The organism is Paenibacillus sp. FSL W8-0186, from assembly GCF_037969765.1.
GTDB lineage: Bacteria > Bacillota > Bacilli > Paenibacillales > Paenibacillaceae > Fontibacillus > Fontibacillus woosongensis.
In genome coordinates, this window is record NZ_CP150207.1 from 2,251,663 (window position 1) to 2,269,997 (window position 18,335).

The 18,335-nt window shown below is 40.5% G+C and carries 25 protein-coding genes; 22 read left to right on the forward strand and 3 right to left on the reverse strand.

Annotation, left to right across the window (positions count from 1 at the left end; all coding sequences use genetic code 11):
• Positions 1 to 31: 31 nt before the first annotated feature.
• Positions 32 to 1,063, forward strand: coding sequence for a serine hydrolase (locus tag MKX50_RS10030; protein WP_339159480.1), 1,032 nt, complete (start codon positions 32 to 34; stop codon positions 1,061 to 1,063).
• A 12-nt stretch (positions 1,064 to 1,075) separates the two neighbouring features.
• Positions 1,076 to 1,546, forward strand: coding sequence for a hypothetical protein (locus tag MKX50_RS10035; protein ID WP_213588768.1), 471 nt, complete (start codon positions 1,076 to 1,078; stop codon positions 1,544 to 1,546).
• Between the two features lie 34 nt (positions 1,547 to 1,580).
• Here the strand turns inward: MKX50_RS10035 and MKX50_RS10040 are convergent, their stop codons facing one another.
• Complete coding sequence (locus MKX50_RS10040; protein WP_213588767.1) at positions 1,581 to 2,108, reverse strand: MBL fold metallo-hydrolase; 528 nt, start codon at positions 2,106 to 2,108, stop codon at positions 1,581 to 1,583.
• Between the two features lie 53 nt (positions 2,109 to 2,161).
• Positions 2,162 to 2,743, reverse strand: a complete 582-nt coding sequence (locus MKX50_RS10045) for a TetR/AcrR family transcriptional regulator (RefSeq protein ID WP_213588766.1) — start codon at positions 2,741 to 2,743, stop codon at positions 2,162 to 2,164.
• 158 nt (positions 2,744 to 2,901) lie between these two features.
• Between MKX50_RS10045 and MKX50_RS10050 the strand changes: the two genes are divergently transcribed.
• From MKX50_RS10050 to MKX50_RS10145, 20 genes are all read left to right on the forward strand, one after another.
• Positions 2,902 to 3,135: a hypothetical protein gene (locus tag MKX50_RS10050; protein WP_213588765.1), complete on the forward strand. Its 234-nt coding sequence runs from the start codon at positions 2,902 to 2,904 to the stop codon at positions 3,133 to 3,135.
• 431 nt (positions 3,136 to 3,566) lie between these two features.
• Positions 3,567 to 3,836: a hypothetical protein gene (locus MKX50_RS10055; protein ID WP_339159483.1), complete on the forward strand. Its 270-nt coding sequence runs from the start codon at positions 3,567 to 3,569 to the stop codon at positions 3,834 to 3,836.
• 24 nt (positions 3,837 to 3,860) lie between these two features.
• Positions 3,861 to 4,547 (forward strand): hypothetical protein, encoded by a 687-nt coding sequence (locus tag MKX50_RS10060; RefSeq protein ID WP_213588764.1) that lies wholly within the window; start codon positions 3,861 to 3,863, stop codon positions 4,545 to 4,547.
• A 33-nt stretch (positions 4,548 to 4,580) separates the two neighbouring features.
• Positions 4,581 to 5,018: a DUF1801 domain-containing protein gene (locus tag MKX50_RS10065; RefSeq protein ID WP_339159485.1), complete on the forward strand. Its 438-nt coding sequence runs from the start codon at positions 4,581 to 4,583 to the stop codon at positions 5,016 to 5,018.
• A 74-nt stretch (positions 5,019 to 5,092) separates the two neighbouring features.
• Entirely contained in the window at positions 5,093 to 5,704 is a 612-nt protein-coding gene (locus MKX50_RS10070; protein ID WP_213588762.1) for a class I SAM-dependent methyltransferase, read from the forward strand.
• 57 nt (positions 5,705 to 5,761) lie between these two features.
• Positions 5,762 to 6,340: a hypothetical protein gene (locus MKX50_RS10075; RefSeq protein WP_213588761.1), complete on the forward strand. Its 579-nt coding sequence runs from the start codon at positions 5,762 to 5,764 to the stop codon at positions 6,338 to 6,340.
• A gap of 4 nt (positions 6,341 to 6,344) precedes the next feature.
• Entirely contained in the window at positions 6,345 to 6,725 is a 381-nt protein-coding gene (locus MKX50_RS10080) for an NIPSNAP family protein (protein ID WP_339159488.1), read from the forward strand.
• A gap of 28 nt (positions 6,726 to 6,753) precedes the next feature.
• Positions 6,754 to 7,197, forward strand: a complete 444-nt coding sequence (locus tag MKX50_RS10085; protein ID WP_339159490.1) for a GNAT family N-acetyltransferase — start codon at positions 6,754 to 6,756, stop codon at positions 7,195 to 7,197.
• A 14-nt stretch (positions 7,198 to 7,211) separates the two neighbouring features.
• Positions 7,212 to 7,577: a VOC family protein gene (locus MKX50_RS10090; RefSeq protein ID WP_213588758.1), complete on the forward strand. Its 366-nt coding sequence runs from the start codon at positions 7,212 to 7,214 to the stop codon at positions 7,575 to 7,577.
• Positions 7,578 to 7,863: 286 nt separating this feature from the next.
• Positions 7,864 to 8,931 (forward strand): polysaccharide deacetylase family protein, encoded by a 1,068-nt coding sequence (locus MKX50_RS10095; RefSeq protein ID WP_339159492.1) that lies wholly within the window; start codon positions 7,864 to 7,866, stop codon positions 8,929 to 8,931.
• Between the two features lie 301 nt (positions 8,932 to 9,232).
• The gene (locus MKX50_RS10100) at positions 9,233 to 10,303 is read left to right on the forward strand and encodes a glycoside hydrolase family 11 protein (RefSeq protein ID WP_213588756.1); all 1,071 of its coding nucleotides are present in this window, start codon (positions 9,233 to 9,235) and stop codon (positions 10,301 to 10,303) included.
• A 226-nt stretch (positions 10,304 to 10,529) separates the two neighbouring features.
• Positions 10,530 to 10,760 (forward strand): hypothetical protein, encoded by a 231-nt coding sequence (locus tag MKX50_RS10105; protein ID WP_339159494.1) that lies wholly within the window; start codon positions 10,530 to 10,532, stop codon positions 10,758 to 10,760.
• Positions 10,761 to 10,775: 15 nt separating this feature from the next.
• Positions 10,776 to 11,240: a GNAT family N-acetyltransferase gene (locus tag MKX50_RS10110; RefSeq protein ID WP_339159495.1), complete on the forward strand. Its 465-nt coding sequence runs from the start codon at positions 10,776 to 10,778 to the stop codon at positions 11,238 to 11,240.
• A 22-nt stretch (positions 11,241 to 11,262) separates the two neighbouring features.
• On the forward strand, positions 11,263 to 12,201 hold the full coding sequence (locus MKX50_RS10115) for a hypothetical protein (protein WP_339159496.1): 939 nt from the start codon (positions 11,263 to 11,265) through the stop codon (positions 12,199 to 12,201).
• A gap of 39 nt (positions 12,202 to 12,240) precedes the next feature.
• Complete coding sequence (locus tag MKX50_RS10120; RefSeq protein WP_213588753.1) at positions 12,241 to 12,639, forward strand: RDD family protein; 399 nt, start codon at positions 12,241 to 12,243, stop codon at positions 12,637 to 12,639.
• A gap of 237 nt (positions 12,640 to 12,876) precedes the next feature.
• On the forward strand, positions 12,877 to 13,299 hold the full coding sequence (locus tag MKX50_RS10125; protein ID WP_213588752.1) for a GNAT family N-acetyltransferase: 423 nt from the start codon (positions 12,877 to 12,879) through the stop codon (positions 13,297 to 13,299).
• A gap of 256 nt (positions 13,300 to 13,555) precedes the next feature.
• The gene (locus MKX50_RS10130; protein WP_339159500.1) at positions 13,556 to 14,068 is read left to right on the forward strand and encodes a GNAT family N-acetyltransferase; all 513 of its coding nucleotides are present in this window, start codon (positions 13,556 to 13,558) and stop codon (positions 14,066 to 14,068) included.
• Positions 14,069 to 14,212: 144 nt separating this feature from the next.
• On the forward strand, positions 14,213 to 15,085 hold the full coding sequence (locus MKX50_RS10135) for a hypothetical protein (protein ID WP_339159502.1): 873 nt from the start codon (positions 14,213 to 14,215) through the stop codon (positions 15,083 to 15,085).
• Between the two features lie 353 nt (positions 15,086 to 15,438).
• Positions 15,439 to 16,032, forward strand: coding sequence for an NADPH-dependent FMN reductase (locus tag MKX50_RS10140; RefSeq protein WP_155609036.1), 594 nt, complete (start codon positions 15,439 to 15,441; stop codon positions 16,030 to 16,032).
• Between the two features lie 36 nt (positions 16,033 to 16,068).
• Entirely contained in the window at positions 16,069 to 16,941 is an 873-nt protein-coding gene (locus MKX50_RS10145; RefSeq protein WP_339159504.1) for an SDR family oxidoreductase, read from the forward strand.
• 145 nt (positions 16,942 to 17,086) lie between these two features.
• On the opposite strand, the gene MKX50_RS10150 is transcribed toward MKX50_RS10145, so the two are convergent.
• Positions 17,087 to 17,983 carry a chromosome condensation regulator gene (locus tag MKX50_RS10150; protein ID WP_339159506.1) on the reverse strand — a complete coding sequence of 299 codons (897 nt, stop codon included), beginning with the start codon at positions 17,981 to 17,983 and terminating at the stop codon, positions 17,087 to 17,089.
• Between the last annotated feature and the right edge of the window lie 352 nt (positions 17,984 to 18,335).

The window sequence follows — 18,335 nt, forward strand, 5'->3', positions numbered from 1 at the left end:
TCTTTTACTTAAAGAAAGGAAGTGCAATAAAATGAAGATCTTTCAGTCCATTGAGAATGTAGTACAGCAACATCATGAGATACTACCATTTTCGGGGGCGGTTTTAGTCCAAAAAGAAGGCACAAGCTTTGAACAAGGGTATGGATATGCCAATCGTTCTGAGCGGATACCCAATAGTTCCTCTACCAGGTTTGGAATTGCATCTGGCTGTAAAATATTCACTTCTATTGCGATATGTCAGCTTGTGCAAGAGGGGGTACTGTCTTTTGATTCCTATTTAAAGGATTGCTTAGATATTTCTTTTCCTAATTTTGATCCTACAATTACACTACATCATTTATTAACCCATAGTTCAGGAATACCAGATTATTTTGATGAGGAGTTCATGCATGACTTTGAAGAACTTTGGAAGGATTTGCCCATGTACTCCATTCAATCGCCCAACGATTTTCTTCCTTTGTTTCAGAATCAACAAATGAAATTTTCTCCAGGGGAGAGATTCTCATACAACAATGCTGGTTTTATTGTATTAGGTTTAGTAGTGGAACAGAGTACGGGGTTGGATTTTACAGAATATGTTGAGAAGAATATATTTCAGCGCTGTGGGATGTTAGATTCCGGTTATTTTAGCATGGATCAACTGCCTGAACGAACAGCTGTTGGGTATATAGACCATGAAGATGATACTTGGAAGAGTAATATTTATTCAGTTCCCATTAAGGGCGGCCCTGATGGGGGAGCATTTACGACTGTTCATGATTTGGGCAGGTTTTGGGATGCGTTGTTGAATCATCAATTGCTGTCCCAGAAATACACGAATATATTATTGACTCCACATGTAATGGTCAACGATCGCACGAATTATGGGTACGGTGTTTGGATTTCCATGCAGGGCAACACCATTTTTAAATACTATGTAATGGGAAGCGACCCGGGAGTAAGCATGCAATCATCAATATATCCAGAAAACAATATGCACGTACATATTATAGGTAATATTAATTATGGTGCCGGGATGATAGCGAGCAAAATTGACGAAATGATCCAAGAACGTGATAGGTGATCAGAAGTATAAATGAAATCAAACAAGGGGAATAACATGAATTTTAAGTCTATTTTTATTATTTTAATTCTAATTATGATTAGTACTGGATGTGGAAAAGGACAATTCATAGAAGTAAAGTATAGCATTGAAAAAATGCCAGGAGGAAATTTTCAGGAAACTGTTAATGGTTACTTTCACAATTTTGATGATATTAGGAAATGGAGGATATATGCAACGGATTCATACGTGAAGCGTGTTTATTCATGGTGCACAGGAGATTATTCAGAGGAAGAGACAATAAATGAGATGGTAAAAATTTATTATGAATTAAATAAGCATTCGTTACAGCTAAAGTCTGTTGACATAACGAAGATAGAAACTAGTGAAAATAACGATGTGACAATTTCAGTGATGAGAACATGGGAAAATGATCAGACAGATGAAACTAACTACTTCATTCTGCTTGATAATAATGAGTGGAAGATTGACGACAGGTTTTAATCCTAATTGGGTGTCTGTCGTGAACCCAAACCCACTAAACCAAATTAATATATTGGATCGAGGCATCCTTAACCACTCCAAAATGAGCGCAGGCGGTTAACTTTGGTTTCAATCTAGCGACAAGGGCTCCGCTTTGAAGTGATTCCTCCATATTTGCAGTGAACTTTTCTATCGGTCTGCGGAGTTTACCGAAAAATATGGTAAATAAATCGCCTGGTTGGATGTCTTTATTTACGCTTCCTGGTCTTAAAGTTGTGTAAGATTTTTCTCCACTAAGAAATGGAATTTCGAACTCGTGTGCCGTGATGGGCAATTGCAGGTGTTCTGTTAACGCATAAAGCATTCCAACATGGTCGCCATGGCCATGAGTCAACAGAATCCGGTTTAGAGAGCGACCGCGGAATGTGGTGTGCAGAGCTTCATGCATCGGATTCCACATGGAAGGAAGGCCTCCATCGACAAGAGTCAATCCATTGCGACCCTCAACGATCCAAACCATTACAGGCACCGGCCAATAAGCACAGCCTGCCCAAACATGACGAGTCAATTGCTTCAATTTCATTTCGTTTCAACCCCTTTGATTTTGTACACGTTGGTACATAATGATCAAAAAAATTATTGAATCGTACTTAGGATGATATGCACGTTATTTTTGATATAGTTTTCATCAGGCATAGTTTTGATTACAACATTTAATCCAACCAACGACATGGTTAAAAAATGCGAGGTAGCTTCAATATCTAAATCTAATGGAATATCGCCATGTTTTTTTCCATTCAATAGGGCATTTGCAAACAGGTCGATTACCTTTTCTTGAAATTCACGTCCTTTGGCGGCAATATCCTCATCTAGGGCAGCCAGTTCGGCTATAGAATTAACAAAGAAGCAGCCACGTTGAGCAGCCGGGTTCCTTATTGATTCCACAAAGCGAATAAATACGGCCTCAATACCCCGATAACCCGACTTGTTATATTCCAAGATATCATGGAGTTTGTTTAAATAATTATGTTGATACGCATTTAGCGCCATATCAAACAGCTCGCGCTTACCCCCAAATGCAGCGTACAAACTCGGGCGATTGATTCCCATTTTACTGGCTAAATCCGAAATAGTCGTTGCTTCGTATCCATTCTCCCAAAATAACTCCAAAGCATCGTTCAATGCTTTTTTTACATCAAACTCACGGGGGCGTGCCATTTCTTCACCTCATTTTATACAACTTGGTACACAATGAGATTAACGCACGGATATCCCATTGTGAATATAATCGAACTTATTTTGTGGCTCTGCTAATGAAATGGGTAGTGTATAATAATGGAAGATAGTTCGGACAACAAACAGATTGGAATGATAGTATGGGTAACATTGATAAACGAAATAGACTTAGTGAAGAAGTGTTCACCTATAAGATAACTAAAGATAATAAAATTTTTATTTACTGGATGGGGAAGCAAGTTACTATACTTACTGGCAAGGCGAGTGGTAAATTTTTAAAAGCAATCGAAGGTAAGAATCATCTGGATACTCAGTTAGTCATGGCTAAATTGACCGGAAATTTTAAACGTGGAAATGAGAAAGACGGTAAATAAATGTAGAAACGTAAAAGAAAGAAGAACTGCAGTGGAACGGAGTGTTGATATGCACTGGAAAAAATATTTTACTCTTTTACCCGTTTTTCTGATAGCTGCAGTAATTCTGGCCATTTATTTACCTAGAAACTCAAAACCGTATACGTTTCTTGTGATAGTAGATTCTGGATAACATTCTACGGTTGGATTTACTTCGAAAGCAAAAATAAACAATGATTGTTACGAGTTAAATAATAAATCAATTAATTGTAGTACAAATATTTATGAACTGATGAAATTATAGAATGGAACGACCTAATACCCAAATATTTATTAGGGGGTGATATGAATCCTTAGAATAAAGCTGTTTATCTCAATAATTGCACTGGCGATAGCGGGAATGATTGTAATTGTACTGATTTTCCTCAACCAAAATCACTGAAAAGGCACAATTGGTCATTAGTTATTCCGGACATCTAGTTGGTGGCGGTATTGATTTTGAAAATTCAGTGAAATTCCTCGAAGTGAATGAGGAACCAATATCCCCCTCAAATTCACCTCAAGAAATTAATCAGACAACACAGACTTCTAATTCACCCATTCATTATGGAGTAAGATTATTAAATGATGAAGATGTAGAAACAGTAAAGATCAAGTATAGGTACTGGGGGATTCCATTTGAACGAGATATTCATCTTGATACTTGGCCAGACATGAATTAGTGTGGCGGAGAGGGGATAAGATCGATGGGTAAAGAATGGGTATCACCCCTTCTTGTGGCCGTACTCCTATTGTTGGCAGCAGGGTGTACGGGGAAACACCAACCAGACGAACAATCGCTGGAGAATGGATCTCCAACGAATCAGTATGTGTCCCAGGAAGCGCCTGACGAGGTCGGCGGAGCTGAGGACGAACATACGCCTGAGCCGGACACACGGGCATCTGACGCGGCGAAGTTATCGGTTGTGGTTGGTGGTGAAGTCAAGTTGGAAACCTCATTGGAGCATGAAATCGCGACGTTCGATGGAACAGAGTACACGATCGAACCCTTTGGAGTGACCTTCGCGGTGCGTACAGATATGGGCGAACCAGTGGTAGAGGGCGATAGTATTTTATTTTCGCGTGATTTATCGGGAATAGCCACAATATCTTATGAAGTGATGGAGAATACCTCATTAAATGAAGCGGTGGCCAGGGAGCTGCAAGATCACGATGGCTCCTTCTCCGGTGAGTTTATCGATACTACTTCCAAAGGCGAATTGAGGGGCAAACACAATCAATATAAAGAGGATTCTGTCTTTGCCGGTGTTTTTTTCTACGAGTTCGATCGGCATGTACTCCGGATCAAGTACCAATGTCCGATCGCTGCCGTCGACGCTATGATTCGAATTGTAAATGAAACTGTGGACTCGGTAAGGTGGGAAGGTAACTAGTATAGGCAAAACTCCACTTTCTTGGGGGATAACATGGAACTAAATCATAAAAATAAACTTAATAAATCTAATAAACCATCGGGCCATGAGCAGGTATTAGAGTTTCTGGAGAAGCTTGAACATCCATTAAAACAGGAAATCGAGGAAGTTCGAAAAATCATTTTGTCTTCAAATGATCAAATAACAGAGCATATTAAATGGAACGCGCCTAGTTTTTGTGTGAATAATCAAGATAGAATCACTTTCAATTTTCATGGGAAAGAAGGATTTCGGTTAGTTTTTCACTGTGGATCAAAGAAAACAGATTATGCGGATAAAGATCGGCTTTTACAAGATGATTCAGGACTATTAGAGTGGGCGACCGGGGATAGAGCTACTTTAACTTTTACATCGGCAAAAGACGTGGAGGATAAGAGGGGTAAACTAATTGAAGTTGTAACGAAATGGATCGAAGTGACAAAGGATGTTTAACAAGCATTTCGTTGAAAGCAAAGCGGCAAAACTTTGTGAAATAGATATTAGACATAGAGGGAGGTGCTTATGCAATGACCAATCAAAGTGGGGTGCGCATTTTCGACCGACAGGCCAAATCGTATGAAAGGCGGCGAAGGAAACTACAAATGGCAGGCGAACGAAGCCGACTATTGAGACATGCCGCAGGCAAGGTCTTGGAAATATCGGTCGGGGCTGGTAACAATTTTCCGTTCTACCCCAAAGGCGTTCATGTGACGGCGGTCGATTTCAGCCCTAAGATGATTGAAAAGGCGAAAGAGGCCGCGGCAGAATACGGCATGGATTGTGAGTTGCTGGTGTCCGATGTGGAGAGGCTGGAATTCCCAGAGAGCTCTTTTGATACCGTCGTATCCACGTTGTCGTTATGCGCATACCAGAATCCAGAAGTGGTTTTAGACAAAATGAAGGCATGGGTAAAAGACAGAGGGAATATTCTATTATTCGAACACGGTATAAGTACGAATCCGACCTACGCATGGTTACAGAACCGATTTGATGGACTATCTGTAAAATTAGTCGGCTGCCATCAAAATAGGGACATTCTGCAAATGGTAGAAGATGCAGGAATTGAGATCGAACACTTGGAACGAATGATGATAAATTCAGTGGTGCTTATTCGGGGAACAGTTCGAAAAGGTTTGTAAAAAATCCTATATTGGAGCCCAAAGGGAGGAGTAAATATTAAAATTAACTGGAGACTAATGATTTTAGTTGTTTTTATTTTTAGCTTGGTTATTTTTGGTTACAAAGAATATCAGAAAAATATTAAATATGAAAAATATCTCTCTCAAGAGCTGTTCAATAGTTATAGTGAATTAATAGGTAATATATTCACTACTAAAGAAGTTTTAACCTCTCTATTAACTAGTCAAGCAGATTTCAATACAAAAACAGTTCTAGCGGATCTTTTGCAACGTACATCAATGTTAACACAGGAATTGGATTATTATATTAGCACCTTTAAAACAAAAGATGATGAGGAATTAAAGAATAAAAGTTCATTAGTAACCAGTAACTTTGCATATTTCTTTCAACAAAATGACGCTAATACGCCTTCAGATGAAGACATAGACAAAATGATCAGTCTCAATGAAATGATTGAAACATGGATTGACGTTATTATTAATGAATATCCTGGGATAACAAATGAAAATAAATATGAGATCCTTTATGAGGAAAATAAAGGGGGCGATATTTTCATCAGGAATCATAAATGGAAGAGCATAATAACCGGTCTAGATAGAGTTTCAAGAAACTATGAGGGTGTATCTCAAAACTAGGTAAATGGCAGGTGCAAAAATGATCTATCGGAGAAAGACATATATCGTGGATTCTTCATTCGTGGAGGAGTTCAATGCATTATTTAACGACATTCTCTTACCATCTCAGTTGAAATATGGAGCTAGACTAATCGGCAGATGGCATCTTGAAGTGGATGTGAACACAAGTGAGATTTTTGCCCTCTGGGAATATGATTCTTTTAAGCAGTACGAAGAGATTGAAACAAAGATTAAAGCGGATGAAGAACATGTACAAAGAGTTCAGAATCGTTTTGATCAGATTGGCAGAGAGCGTTTTAAGGAGGTACTAAAACAAGAAATCAAACAGGAATTTATAACATCAACTGTAGATCGAGACAAAACGATATTAAAGCCGAGAGTCTAACCATTTTAAGAGAGCAGGTGATGGAAGGTTGGTTTTAATCCGTAAATATAAATCAGGTGACCTAGAGGCGGTAACTAATTTGATGACTGATTTAGGTTATCCAACAGATGTGGACAGCATGAAGCAGAGAATGAAACTGATCGAGAATAATCCGGGGTATTTTACTTTCGTGGCAATTCAAGATCATGAAGTCGTTGGTATGATAGGTACTCGCTTAGTACACTACTACGAGGGGGATGGAGTTACAGTACAAATCTCCATTATAGTTGTTAGGGAGGATCTTCAAGGGAAAGGAATAGGAAAGGAACTACTTGCATTTATAGAGAATTGGGCTAAGGAGAAGGGGGCAAATAGCCTTTATTTGTCCAGCGGTATCAAACCAGAACGGATTAAAGCACACGAATTTTATAAGAAAAATGGTTTTGATATAAATGGATATCGATTTGTTAAGAGGTTTGAAATGGTTCAATAATTAGGAGGCAAACTATGATACTCAAATTTCATCATGCACAGATTACAATTCCAAAGGGCCAAGAAGAAAAGGCGCGGAAGTTCTATTGTGGAGTTTTACAGCTGAAAGAAATACAAAAACCAGAAAGTTTGCTTGACAGAGGCGGATTTTGGGTTGAAGTTGGCGACCAGCAGTTGCATATTGGTACTGAAGCAGGAGTGGATCGTTTATTAACAAAAGCTCATCTCGCCTACGAAGTAGAAGATATCAAGCTAATGGAAACCCGGCTAAAAGAAAATGGAATTGAAACACTAAAGTCAATACCTATTCCAGGGTTTGAAAGATTTGAATTTAGAGATCCATTTGGAAACAGAGTAGAATGTATAAAGCCAGTAAAATAGAAATTTCAGCTGGAGCACAAATATCCCTAAGATAATTGGGGTAAAATGGTTTAATTGTAAGATATTATTTGCCATTCTGATCATTTATACTAGAGACACCTGGCAAAAAGCGGCTTTCATGATGAAAAGGTAGCAGCAGCAATCTTTTTATTTGAAAGCGCTTTTTTGTTGGGATACTGAAATCACAAGGAGATGAGGCCAAATCTCTAATTTCATAGAGAGAGTTGCAGCGATCAGGAGTGAAGGGAGTGACTATACTCGTATTTAATGATGAGGAGGTACTATTATGTTCAAAGCAAAACTAGTTAAAGGGGCGCTAGCACTTGCGCTCTTCGGTTCATTGTTCTCTCTTCCGATGATGCCCGCTGTCAATGCTGCCGATGCCAACTGCCCGAATGGCTACGTTGGCCTGACGTTCGACGATGGCCCTAATCCCGGTAATACGACAAACCTGCTTAATGCACTGAAGCAGTCTGGTCTGCGTGCAACGATGTTCAATACGGGACAAAACGCACAGAACTACCCGTCTTTGGTGCGGGACCAAGTGAGCGCAGGCATGTGGGTTGGCAACCACTCTTATACACATCCGCATATGACTACTCTAAGCAGTTCGCAGATGTCTTCGGAAATTACGCGGACACAGCAGGCGATCCAGTCGGCTACTGGGTCTGCGCCGAAGCTGTTCCGTCCGCCGTACGGCGAGACCAATGCCACTTTGAAGTCTATCTTGTCCCAGAACGGTCTTACCGAAGTGCTCTGGAATGTTGACTCCCAGGATTGGAACGGCGCCAGCACCGCCCAAATCGTAGCCGCAGCAGGCAGACTGCAAAACGGTGATGTGATCCTGATGCATGACCAGTACCAAGCAACGCTCCAAGCGATCCCGCAGATTGCGCAAAATCTCAAGAACCGTGGCCTTTGCTCCGGGATGATCTCCCCGAGCACCGGCCGGGCAGTTGCCCCTGACGGCGGGGGCACGACTCCTCCTGTCACAGGTACAAAAATAGAAGCCGAGAGTATGACCAAAAGCGGACAGTATACCGGAAATATCAGCTCGCCATTCAATGGAGTCGCTCTATACGCCAACAACGATTCGGTGAAGTTCACACACAATTTCACGACCGGCACTCATAATTTTTCACTCCGCGGGGCTTCGAACAACTCCAACATGGCCAGAGTCGATTTAAAAATCGGCGGGCAAACGAAAGGGACCTTCTATTTCGGCGGGAGCAGTCCTGCGGTCTATACCTTAAACAATGTTAGCCATGGAATAGGTAACCAAGTGGTTGAGCTCGTGGTTACAGCCGATAACGGAACCTGGGATGCATACCTGGATTATCTGGAGATCCAATAACACTCTGAAGCACACAATCATTATTTTAAATTGAATAGAGGTTTCGCTTGGTACATCCCGGTTGGATCCTTCCAACCGGGATGTCATGTGTATATGAATGAGATTTGTGGGTAAAAACTAAAGTTTTGACGATAGAAGCTTTATTTTATTACAAGAAAAAGGAAGGAGTCCTCTGTTAAAATAATAAATGCAAACGCTTTCAATCCCATTATTGGAAGGAAGTGATAAATGAGATTTGCTAGGGTCTGCACAGCATCATAGGATGACGAGATGCAGTTTAAACCAAAAGGGAGGAATTACGATGAAACAAAGAAAAATGAAGTTGATTGCCGCTTTGTTGCTCTGCTTCACGTTAACATTACCCGGAGCAGTAAGTGCGCAAACAGTTACCAGCAATTCGATGGGCACCCATGGCGGTTACGACTATGAATACTGGAAGGATAGCGGAAACGGAACGATGGTGCTCGGCAATGGAGGCACGTTCAGTGCGGAGTGGAGCAACATCAATAATATTTTATTCCGAAAAGGCAAGAGGTTTAATGAAACGCAAACGCATCAGCAGATTGGAAATATCTCGATAACCTATGGGGCAACTTATCAGCCAAACGGCAACTCATATTTAACGGTCTATGGCTGGACGGTTGATCCGCTCGTAGAATATTATATCGTTGATAGCTGGGGCAGCTGGCGTCCGCCTGGAGCTTCGCCAAAGGGCACTGTTACTGTTGACGGGGGAACTTATGACATATATGAGACGACTCGAGTAAACCAGCCATCCATTAAAGGCACGGCTACTTTCAAGCAGTATTGGAGTGTGCGGACGTCTAAGCGCACAAGCGGGACCATCTCGGTAAGCGAACACTTTAAAGCTTGGGAAAGATTAGGCATGACCATGGGTAAGATGTATGAAGTTGCTCTTACCGTAGAGGGCTATCAAAGTAGTGGAAGCGCTAATGTGTACAGCCACACATTGACCATTGGCGGCGGGGGAACAACGCCTCAGCCAGGTACAGGTTCGAAGATCGAGGCCGAGAGTATGACCAAAAGCGGACAGTACACCGGGAATATCAACTCGCCGTTCAACGGAGTGGCTCTATACGCCAACGGTGATTCCGTGAAATTTAACCATAATTTCACGACTGGCACGAATAATTTCTCACTTCGCGGTGCCTCGAACAATTCCAATATGGCTAGAGTTGATTTGAAAATCGGCGGACAAACGAAGGGAACCTTCTACTACGGTGGAAGCAGTCCTGCGGTGTATACTCTGAATAATGTCAGCCATGGAACCGGAAATCAAGAGGTTGAGCTTGTAGTTACAGCCGATAACGGAACATGGGATGCTTTCCTCGATTATTTGGAAATCAATTAAATATGGGAAGCTGTAAATGACCGTCTCTCAACAAAATCCCGGTGGGTTTTTCCTGCCGGGATTTTTGGGCTTCCCCTAATTTCTTTTACATAGAAAAACATCAGATCGTCTGGTAAAGTAAGAATATAGTGAAAATAATTCCAGTGTTGCTAAAACTATCAATTCAAAGTGTTGGCAGTTGGAGCGTAACTGAAAAATTATGGCTCATAGTAAGGAGATCATTTTAATGAAAAGAAAAGTACTATCCATTGCAGTATTTTCCTTGAGTTTTCTTTCGCTAATTATTTCATTAAAGCTATTTTGGAATATGGGCATTTTTGTAGATGAGTATGGGTTGAGTCCTAGTATTGTGAATGGCGGCGACTTTTGGCTTTTAATGGATTGGCTAAGATTATTATTATTGTTTCTCTTATGCATTATTTCTGGTGTGAAATTATTTAATAATGATAAAAAGTAAGTGAGGATGGGAACTATGAGTTCAAAGTACGATGTCTATCAGGCAACGATTAAAGATTTAGATGAATTATCAAATCTGTTTAATGAATATCGCATATTTTACGGACAGCAGTCCAATTTGGAGTGCGCACATCAATTTTTATTTGAACGTTTTGAACATCGGGAATCTATCATTTTTGTAGTAAAAGATATAAGCAAAGATATGATAAGTGGATTTGCACAATTATATCCTGTTTTTTCGTCTATTTCATTGGAAAGATCTCTAATATTAAACGACTTATTTGTGCTCAGAGAATATAGGAAGCAGGGATTAGGACAACTACTGTTAGAAGAAGCAAGAAGATACGCCGTACAAATAAAAGCAAAAGGAATAGAACTGTCGACAGCGGTTAATAACTTACAAGCTCAGCGACTATATGAAAGAAACGGATATATGAAAGACCAGGATTTTTATCATTATTTTTTAAGTACCAAAGAATAATTAACAAGAAGGGGGAACTATATTGCACCTAGTCATTGTCGAAGGTATACCCGGATCAGGCAAGTCAACAACGGCAAGATTTATATCTTTACAAGCTGAAAGGAATGGAATAGAAACAAAGCTTTTTCATGAATCTGCTTTTCAGCATCCGATCTTTCTAGATCGCGAAGTTACTGATCCTATAGAATGGAGAGAAATTTATCTTGCCAACTTGGACCGCTTTCTGGCAGCTCTACCTGAGGATCATTCCGTCATTGTCATGGAGTCGGTTTTGTTCCAGAATCCAATGATTGAACAACTTCATTTGGATGCAGATAGAGATGATATCATCCGTTTTATAGAAGAAATATACTTGCGATTGGCAGAAATAAATTGCACTTTAATTTATCTCTATCAAGAGGATCCTACTGTTGGAATTCATAGAATGATGGCAGTACGGGGCGGGGAAAATTGGCTTAAGCATACTTATGAGAAATACAAACATATGCCTTATTACGTGAATCGCGGCCAATTAGATGAGAATTTGCACCTGGAATTTTTGTATGAATATGCTGTTTTAGCTCGTGATGCTTATGCAAAATGCAAGCTGAATAGGTTAGCGATTGATAATACGGAGTGGGAATGGCCTCGCTATTACAATAACATATTGGAATTTTTAAACCTGACTTATATGCCTGATCCAATTCTCAGTCCGCAAGAATTAATGCAATATGTGGGGAGCTTCCAAAATGTTGAGTTAGGGGTCAGCATCCATATTGAGTTGCAAAATGAACAGTTAATTATTTTTGGCAATCAGCAATTAAAACCGAGGGACGTTCATACATTTTATTTGGATCATATAAGCATGTCATTGGAGTTCATATCGAATGATGCTGGAGGTTTCTCCTCATTAATCATTACTGAGAAAGATCTAGTTGGGAATCAGAAAGATGAAGGAACCATATTTAAAAGAATTTCCTAATGTATGAAGTGACTTCAAGGGGAAGGTGGGAGGCGAAGTATGGCTGCGGGCTTTTGGGCTAGATTTGGAGCATTACTATTAGATGCGATCATTGTCAGTATTTCATTAGCAATAATCACATTATTCATTAGTGGCAGTGAATTAAATAAAGAATACGTGACAAATTTACTGTCCTTTCTGTATTCACTATTACTGCCAGTATTTTGGGGTGGGTATACTTGTGGGAAGCGTATTTGCGGGATCAAAATTAGAAAAATAAGTGATCATTCCCCGCCGGGAATTGGAACGATGTTATTGCGTAACTTAATTGCGGGTATTGTTTATGGTCTGACCGCAGGGATCGGTGTTTTAATCAGTGCACTCATGGTTGGGTTAAGAGAAGATAAAAGAGCGATCCATGATTTCATCGCCGGGACGGAAGTCGTATATAATGATTAGTTCGTTGCACGTGGAGATAATTAGGCCAAGCTGTAGAGCCAATCATATTAAGGGAGGGCCTCACCGGATAATTATCATATGATTGATCAAAACGCAAAATAACGCTATCGCCTCTCGATTGTGAGATGTATAATCATGGAATAAGCTCACGCATAATAAACGTCCTAGCCTAAGATCAGAGCTATCTAGGCTGGGGCGTTTTATTAATTCAGGCTGACTGCTGCGGAGGAGGATTTTATGTCTAAAACCCCAAAGATGATCCTAAAAGGGACATGTGAAGAAGCAAACTATGTTAGAAATAAACTGATTGAGTTTAATTCCAGGCATGTACCAAACGGTATCTACGAAGAAATTATCTTATGTTCGCGGAATGATAATGGCGAAATTATAGCTGGACTCAATAGTGCAATTTGTTGGAATTGGATGGAGATAGATATCTTGTGGGTAGACGAGTTTTATCGAGGGCAAGGATTCGGACAAAGATTGCTGGAAGAAGCAGAACAAATTGCAAGAGCTAAGGAGTGTGCATTTATTAAATTAAATACCTTTAGTTTTCAAGCGCCTGAATTCTATAAGAAGTATGGGTATAAAGAAATGGCTGTTATCGAGGATGCTCCACGGGGGAGTAGACATTACTATCTCAAGAAAGACTTAATATAATTCTGATACAGTTCAAAAACATGAGAATGGAGAAATCAATGAATGAAAGTAAAGTTAACTAAACAAGATTTTCAGAATACGCAATTAAGCTGGTTATGTATCCAGCCTATGCTGCTAGCTGTTCGTGGAAAGGATCTCACCACAAAACAGAAATGTATCAGCAATTAAATGAAGGGCAGAAAGGTCTGCATTTGTTTTATGAATGGATTATAAATCACAAGGAAGATTTTTTAGAAATGATTGAGACATTAGGGAGGTGATCCCAATAAAGGTTGAACTAAAAGAGCTTACTGTTAATGACTCTTATGATGTCTACAACATGCTCAAAGAAATCGGTCTTGCAGAAAATGGCTTTACAAACTCTTTTCCGTTAGATAACTACCAGACATTTTCTAAGAGTTTATTGCATTATGTTGAGGAAGCCAACGGGATTGGTATAGAGGAAGGCCGTGTTCCGCAAACGATATTCTGGCTTTATATCGATGAATATCCAGTTGCATTTGGCAAGCTCAGGCATCGTCTTAATGAAGAGCTGCTTCAATATGGAGGACATATAGGCTACATGGTTAGATCGAGCGAAAGAGGAAAAGGATACGGAAAATTAATGCTGAAGGAACTGCTAAAAGCAGCACGGGATAAAAAAATCGAAAAGGTATTGATTACTTGTGATGAGACTAACCATCGCTCTAGAAGGGTAATTGAATCGAACCGAGGGGAACTTGAGGGAATTACTAATGGTGTATGTAAATACTGGAGGACTATATTATGAATTTAAATGAGATCGTAAAAACTTATAATTGTAAGCGTGAAGCTTTTATACTAATACTGAACTACTGTTACGACATGAATGGAAATCGGCTTAATATTAGCAGTATGTAAGGTTATTACTGCAATAGCATAAGGAGAAGAATTAATGATACTAGAGCCCACCATACAGGACATTAACAAACTATTTCGATTGCATCATATCTATGATGAGATTATTGAATTTGTGAGATTGTCGGGCACGACTTCAGGTCTTGTTCTAAGACTAGACTCCATAAGAGGGGAAAAGTATATTCTGAAATACGATGATCCGTTTCAAATTCAGTTGGCAGCCCAATTTTTAGATACTTATAAAGACTCTGTATTATTGCCCAAAAATCTATTTGCTTCGCAAGACAGCACATACATTGTCTATAACTTTATAGAGGGCACAACCCATGTGAATCGAGGGAAAAAGAAGGACTGGCTAAGAATAATCACTCAAAATTTACTCAATAAATATGCTAGCTATCAGGGTGAAGACATGTGGGGAAGAATAGGCTACCCGCGGCAAACTTGGAAGGAATTTAATGAAATTAGCATTGAAGAAGCTAAAATCAATATTGGAAATGAATTATCGATCGATGACTACAGTCTGGTTAGATCCACAGCAGATAAATTATATGCTAATGACTTGGAGCAAGGAGAGAAATTCTATTTGCATGGGGATACTGGGGTACACAACTTTGTATATCATGATTCAACTCTAATCGGCGTAATTGATCCATCGCCTATGGTTGGACCTATAGTATATGATTTTCTGTATGCATTTTGTTCTTCCCCGGATGATATGAACATGGATACGTTATTTACGGCCTATAATTTTCTTGAGCAAGGACGAATAGAAAAATCAAGGTTGATAGAGGAAACGTTAATACAACTATATTGTCGGGTAGGGTTAAGCATCAAGCACCACCCAAATGATTTGCCTGAATACAAAGAAGCATGGGCCTATTGGAAACAGATATGTGAATCTAATTGATCCAATTTGTATATGTTTAAAACAGGAGGTATTTCCTTCATGCAACATACACTAACTCTAGACAAAGTTGAATTAATCGAAAAATCCGAATCAGATTACATGTTAGTTCGAAGACGAATCTATGAAGCAAGTAGTTATAAATGCATACTTGACGTAAATAGATAAAATAAATATAATAACTTACATAAAGTAATTAACTATTATCCGGTTAATTAAATTTATTCGTTTGAAGCTATGATAGGCAAATGAACTGATTTATGTTCATCACATGTTCGAAGGGAGGCGGATCCGTCAGGAGAGCTTGACATCGAAACTGGCCAATTCATAAAAACATTTATTTTGGCGGTGGAAAAATGGGTTTTTTGGGCAAAATATTCGGAAGTACAAATAAGGAGGAAAAAACAATGTCAAAACTAAACATCGGAATTATTTTAGGAAGCACGCGTGACGGACGCGTTAGCCCGCAAGTTGGAGAATGGGTGAAAGGGATCGCTGACAAACGCGGGGATGCGAATTACGAAATCGTAGATATTGCTGATTTCAAATTGCCGTTTTTGGGCACAACCGATGGTACGGAGCCAGGAATTGCAGCTTGGAATGAAAAGCTTGCGAACCTAGACGGATTCGTATTCATCGTTCAAGAGTACAATCACAGCATCACAGGCGCATTGAAAAATGCTATTGATTTCGCACGCGAAGCATGGAACAACAAGGCGGCAGGAATCGTAAGCTACGGGTCAACTGGCGGTGCTCGTGCAGCTGAACATCTGCGGGGAATCATGGGCGAATTATTGATTGCAGATGTTCGCGTACATCCGACATTGTCATTGTTTACAGATTTCGAAAACTTCTCTGTTTTCAAACCACAGGATTTGCATCTTGATAACGTGAATGCCATGCTGGATCAAGTAGTAGCTTGGAGCGGTGCATTAAAAGTATTGAGATAAAAACTTGATATTATTTAGCCTGAGGGGACACGAATTATGAAGATATTGGTTACAGGTGTGACAGGAAAATTAGGGACAAAAATTGTTGAAACCTTATTGAAATCAGTGCCTGCGGATCAATTGGCTGTAAGTGTCCGCAATCCGGAGAAAGCAGAAGGATTCCGGGCTCGCGGTGTGGAAGTTCGCCAAGGCGATTTTGACCACCCGAAAACACTGGATACTGCCTTGACAGGAATCGATCGCTTATTAATCATTTCTGCGGACGGGGACAATGAAACACGCATTCGGCAGCATACAAATGCGGTTGCAGCAGCTGAACGCGCTGGTGTTAAATTTATTGCATACACTAGCCTAGTTAACGCGAAAGAAAGCAAAATGTTTCTGTCACCACCGCATAAGGCAACAGAAGAGGCGATTTTGAGAACAAGAATTCCATACTCCTTCTTGCGTAACAACTGGTACTTGGAAAATGAAATTTCAAGCATTCAAGGCGTCCTGGCTGGAGCACCTTGGGTCACATCTGCCGGATCCGGCAAAGTCGGCTGGGCCCTTCAGCAGGAATATGCGGAGGCGGCTGCTGCTGTACTAGCTGAAGATGGTCACGAAAATACCGTCTACGAACTTTCAGGCAAGCTCATGACGCAGGAGCAATTTGCCTCCGCTCTTGGTGAAGTGTTAGGTAAAGACATACCTGTACAACAGGTTGACGACGAAGCCTACGCTGACATCATGAAAGGTGCAGGTGTTCCGGATTTCCTTGTTCCGTTTCTCATAGGCATTCAACAAGGCATTCGAGAAGGCGGGCTAGAGGTCGAAAGCAATGATTTTGAGAAATTGCTCGGTCGGCCAGCTACGCCAGTCCGTGAAGCATTGACTCAAATCGTTAGAGGCATGCCGAGCTCTAAGTAACATAGAACCCGAATTTAAACATCGGCCATTCTATCAAGAATGGCCGGTGTTTTTTGACTTCGCATAACGCTAGGTTGGTTACCCTTGTCGCAGCAGCGATCCGGCTCATATTTCACTTGGAAAGTGGAGTTGTTACTATCGAATGTCAATTGCCGCGCAGTTGGATGCCGTGCCAGCCGCTTATATCACATTGGCCGTATTTATTATCACCCACAGCCGCCACCGTACCGTCCGATTTAAGGCCGACAGTATGGGCAGCCCCTGCCGCAATCGCCACCATATCACGCCAATCACTTACATTACATTGACCATACTCATTCCAACCGACAGCCACCACCGTACCGTCCGATTTAAGGCCGATGGTATGACTACTACCCACCGCAATTGCCACAATACCGCACCAGTCGCTTACATCACATTGGCCGTGCCGATTACTACCTACAGCCGTCACTGTGCCGTCTGATTTAAGTCCGGCGGTGTGAAGGTAACCCGCCGAAATCGCTATAATGTCGCGCCAGCCGCTTACATTGCATTGGCCGTGTCGATTATTACCTACAGCCGTCACTGTACCGTCCAATTTAAGACCGATGGTATGCCAGTCACCCGCCGCGACCGCAACAATATTCTGCCAGCTGGTTACATTGCATTCACCTTCATGATTTAGACCCGCAGCCACCGGCGTACCATTCGATTTAAGCCCAATCGTATGCCGCCAACCTGCTGCAACAGCGACAATATCGCGCCAATCGTTTACATTGCATTGATCATGCTTATTCCAACCCACAGCTGCCACCGTACCGTCTGATTTAAGCCCGATGGTATGAGCATTACCCGTATTCGTCGCTATATGAACATTACCCGCCGCAATTGCCACCATATCGTACCAGCCGCTTACATCACATTGGCCGCATTTATTATCACCCACAGCCGTCACTGTACCGTCCGATTTAAGCCCAACGCTATGACGACGACCCGCCGCTATGGCATCTTTAGGCCACCGTTTCACCTTTAACGCTGCTTCTTTTGGCGATATGCAATCCATGTTTTACCTCCTTGAAAACAAGACCTTTCATGATAGGTACATACGTGAGTGAGCATTCTTTTGTTCACGAATCATAGATATTAAATATTAATGTTATTCGTTGAATTAGTGATGTATTGATTGTAATTAATTACTATTAATAGAATTATAATCTTGAATTGAGCAATTGTGTATGTTAAAATTAGTAACAAATAAATTATAGTATTTCCATCATATGTTATGATAGATTATTCACCTCATAATTTACCCCATAAATGCATCATGTTTTTATTCAAAACCTAATTTTTCTAACCTTCCTCTATAAAGACAGTGATAAGACCATAAGAACTATTTATTACAAAATACTCACAGC

Bases quoted from the DNA above. Each gene is read 5' to 3' on its own strand.
- MKX50_RS10145 (WP_339159504.1), top strand. From the start codon at position 16,069: ATGAAGATATTGGTTACAGGTGTGACAGGAAAATTAGGGACAAAAATT.
- MKX50_RS10045 (WP_213588766.1), bottom strand. From the start codon at position 2,743: ATGGCACGCCCCCGTGAGTTTGATGTAAAAAAAGCATTGAACGATGCT.
- MKX50_RS10065 (WP_339159485.1), top strand. From the start codon at position 4,581: ATGGAACTAAATCATAAAAATAAACTTAATAAATCTAATAAACCATCG.
- MKX50_RS10030 (WP_339159480.1), top strand. From the start codon at position 32: ATGAAGATCTTTCAGTCCATTGAGAATGTAGTACAGCAACATCATGAG.
- MKX50_RS10150 (WP_339159506.1), bottom strand. From the start codon at position 17,983: ATGGATTGCATATCGCCAAAAGAAGCAGCGTTAAAGGTGAAACGGTGG.
- MKX50_RS10140 (WP_155609036.1), top strand. From the start codon at position 15,439: ATGGGTTTTTTGGGCAAAATATTCGGAAGTACAAATAAGGAGGAAAAA.
- MKX50_RS10110 (WP_339159495.1), top strand. From the start codon at position 10,776: ATGAGTTCAAAGTACGATGTCTATCAGGCAACGATTAAAGATTTAGAT.
- MKX50_RS10105 (WP_339159494.1), top strand. From the start codon at position 10,530: ATGAAAAGAAAAGTACTATCCATTGCAGTATTTTCCTTGAGTTTTCTT.
- MKX50_RS10100 (WP_213588756.1), top strand. From the start codon at position 9,233: ATGAAACAAAGAAAAATGAAGTTGATTGCCGCTTTGTTGCTCTGCTTC.
- MKX50_RS10075 (WP_213588761.1), top strand. From the start codon at position 5,762: ATGATTTTAGTTGTTTTTATTTTTAGCTTGGTTATTTTTGGTTACAAA.
- MKX50_RS10135 (WP_339159502.1), top strand. From the start codon at position 14,213: ATGATACTAGAGCCCACCATACAGGACATTAACAAACTATTTCGATTG.
- MKX50_RS10090 (WP_213588758.1), top strand. From the start codon at position 7,212: ATGATACTCAAATTTCATCATGCACAGATTACAATTCCAAAGGGCCAA.
- MKX50_RS10060 (WP_213588764.1), top strand. From the start codon at position 3,861: ATGGGTAAAGAATGGGTATCACCCCTTCTTGTGGCCGTACTCCTATTG.
- MKX50_RS10080 (WP_339159488.1), top strand. From the start codon at position 6,345: ATGGCAGGTGCAAAAATGATCTATCGGAGAAAGACATATATCGTGGAT.
- MKX50_RS10095 (WP_339159492.1), top strand. From the start codon at position 7,864: ATGTTCAAAGCAAAACTAGTTAAAGGGGCGCTAGCACTTGCGCTCTTC.
- MKX50_RS10070 (WP_213588762.1), top strand. From the start codon at position 5,093: ATGACCAATCAAAGTGGGGTGCGCATTTTCGACCGACAGGCCAAATCG.
- MKX50_RS10120 (WP_213588753.1), top strand. From the start codon at position 12,241: ATGGCTGCGGGCTTTTGGGCTAGATTTGGAGCATTACTATTAGATGCG.
- MKX50_RS10125 (WP_213588752.1), top strand. From the start codon at position 12,877: ATGTCTAAAACCCCAAAGATGATCCTAAAAGGGACATGTGAAGAAGCA.
- MKX50_RS10050 (WP_213588765.1), top strand. From the start codon at position 2,902: ATGGGTAACATTGATAAACGAAATAGACTTAGTGAAGAAGTGTTCACC.
- MKX50_RS10040 (WP_213588767.1), bottom strand. From the start codon at position 2,108: ATGAAATTGAAGCAATTGACTCGTCATGTTTGGGCAGGCTGTGCTTAT.
- MKX50_RS10035 (WP_213588768.1), top strand. From the start codon at position 1,076: ATGAAATCAAACAAGGGGAATAACATGAATTTTAAGTCTATTTTTATT.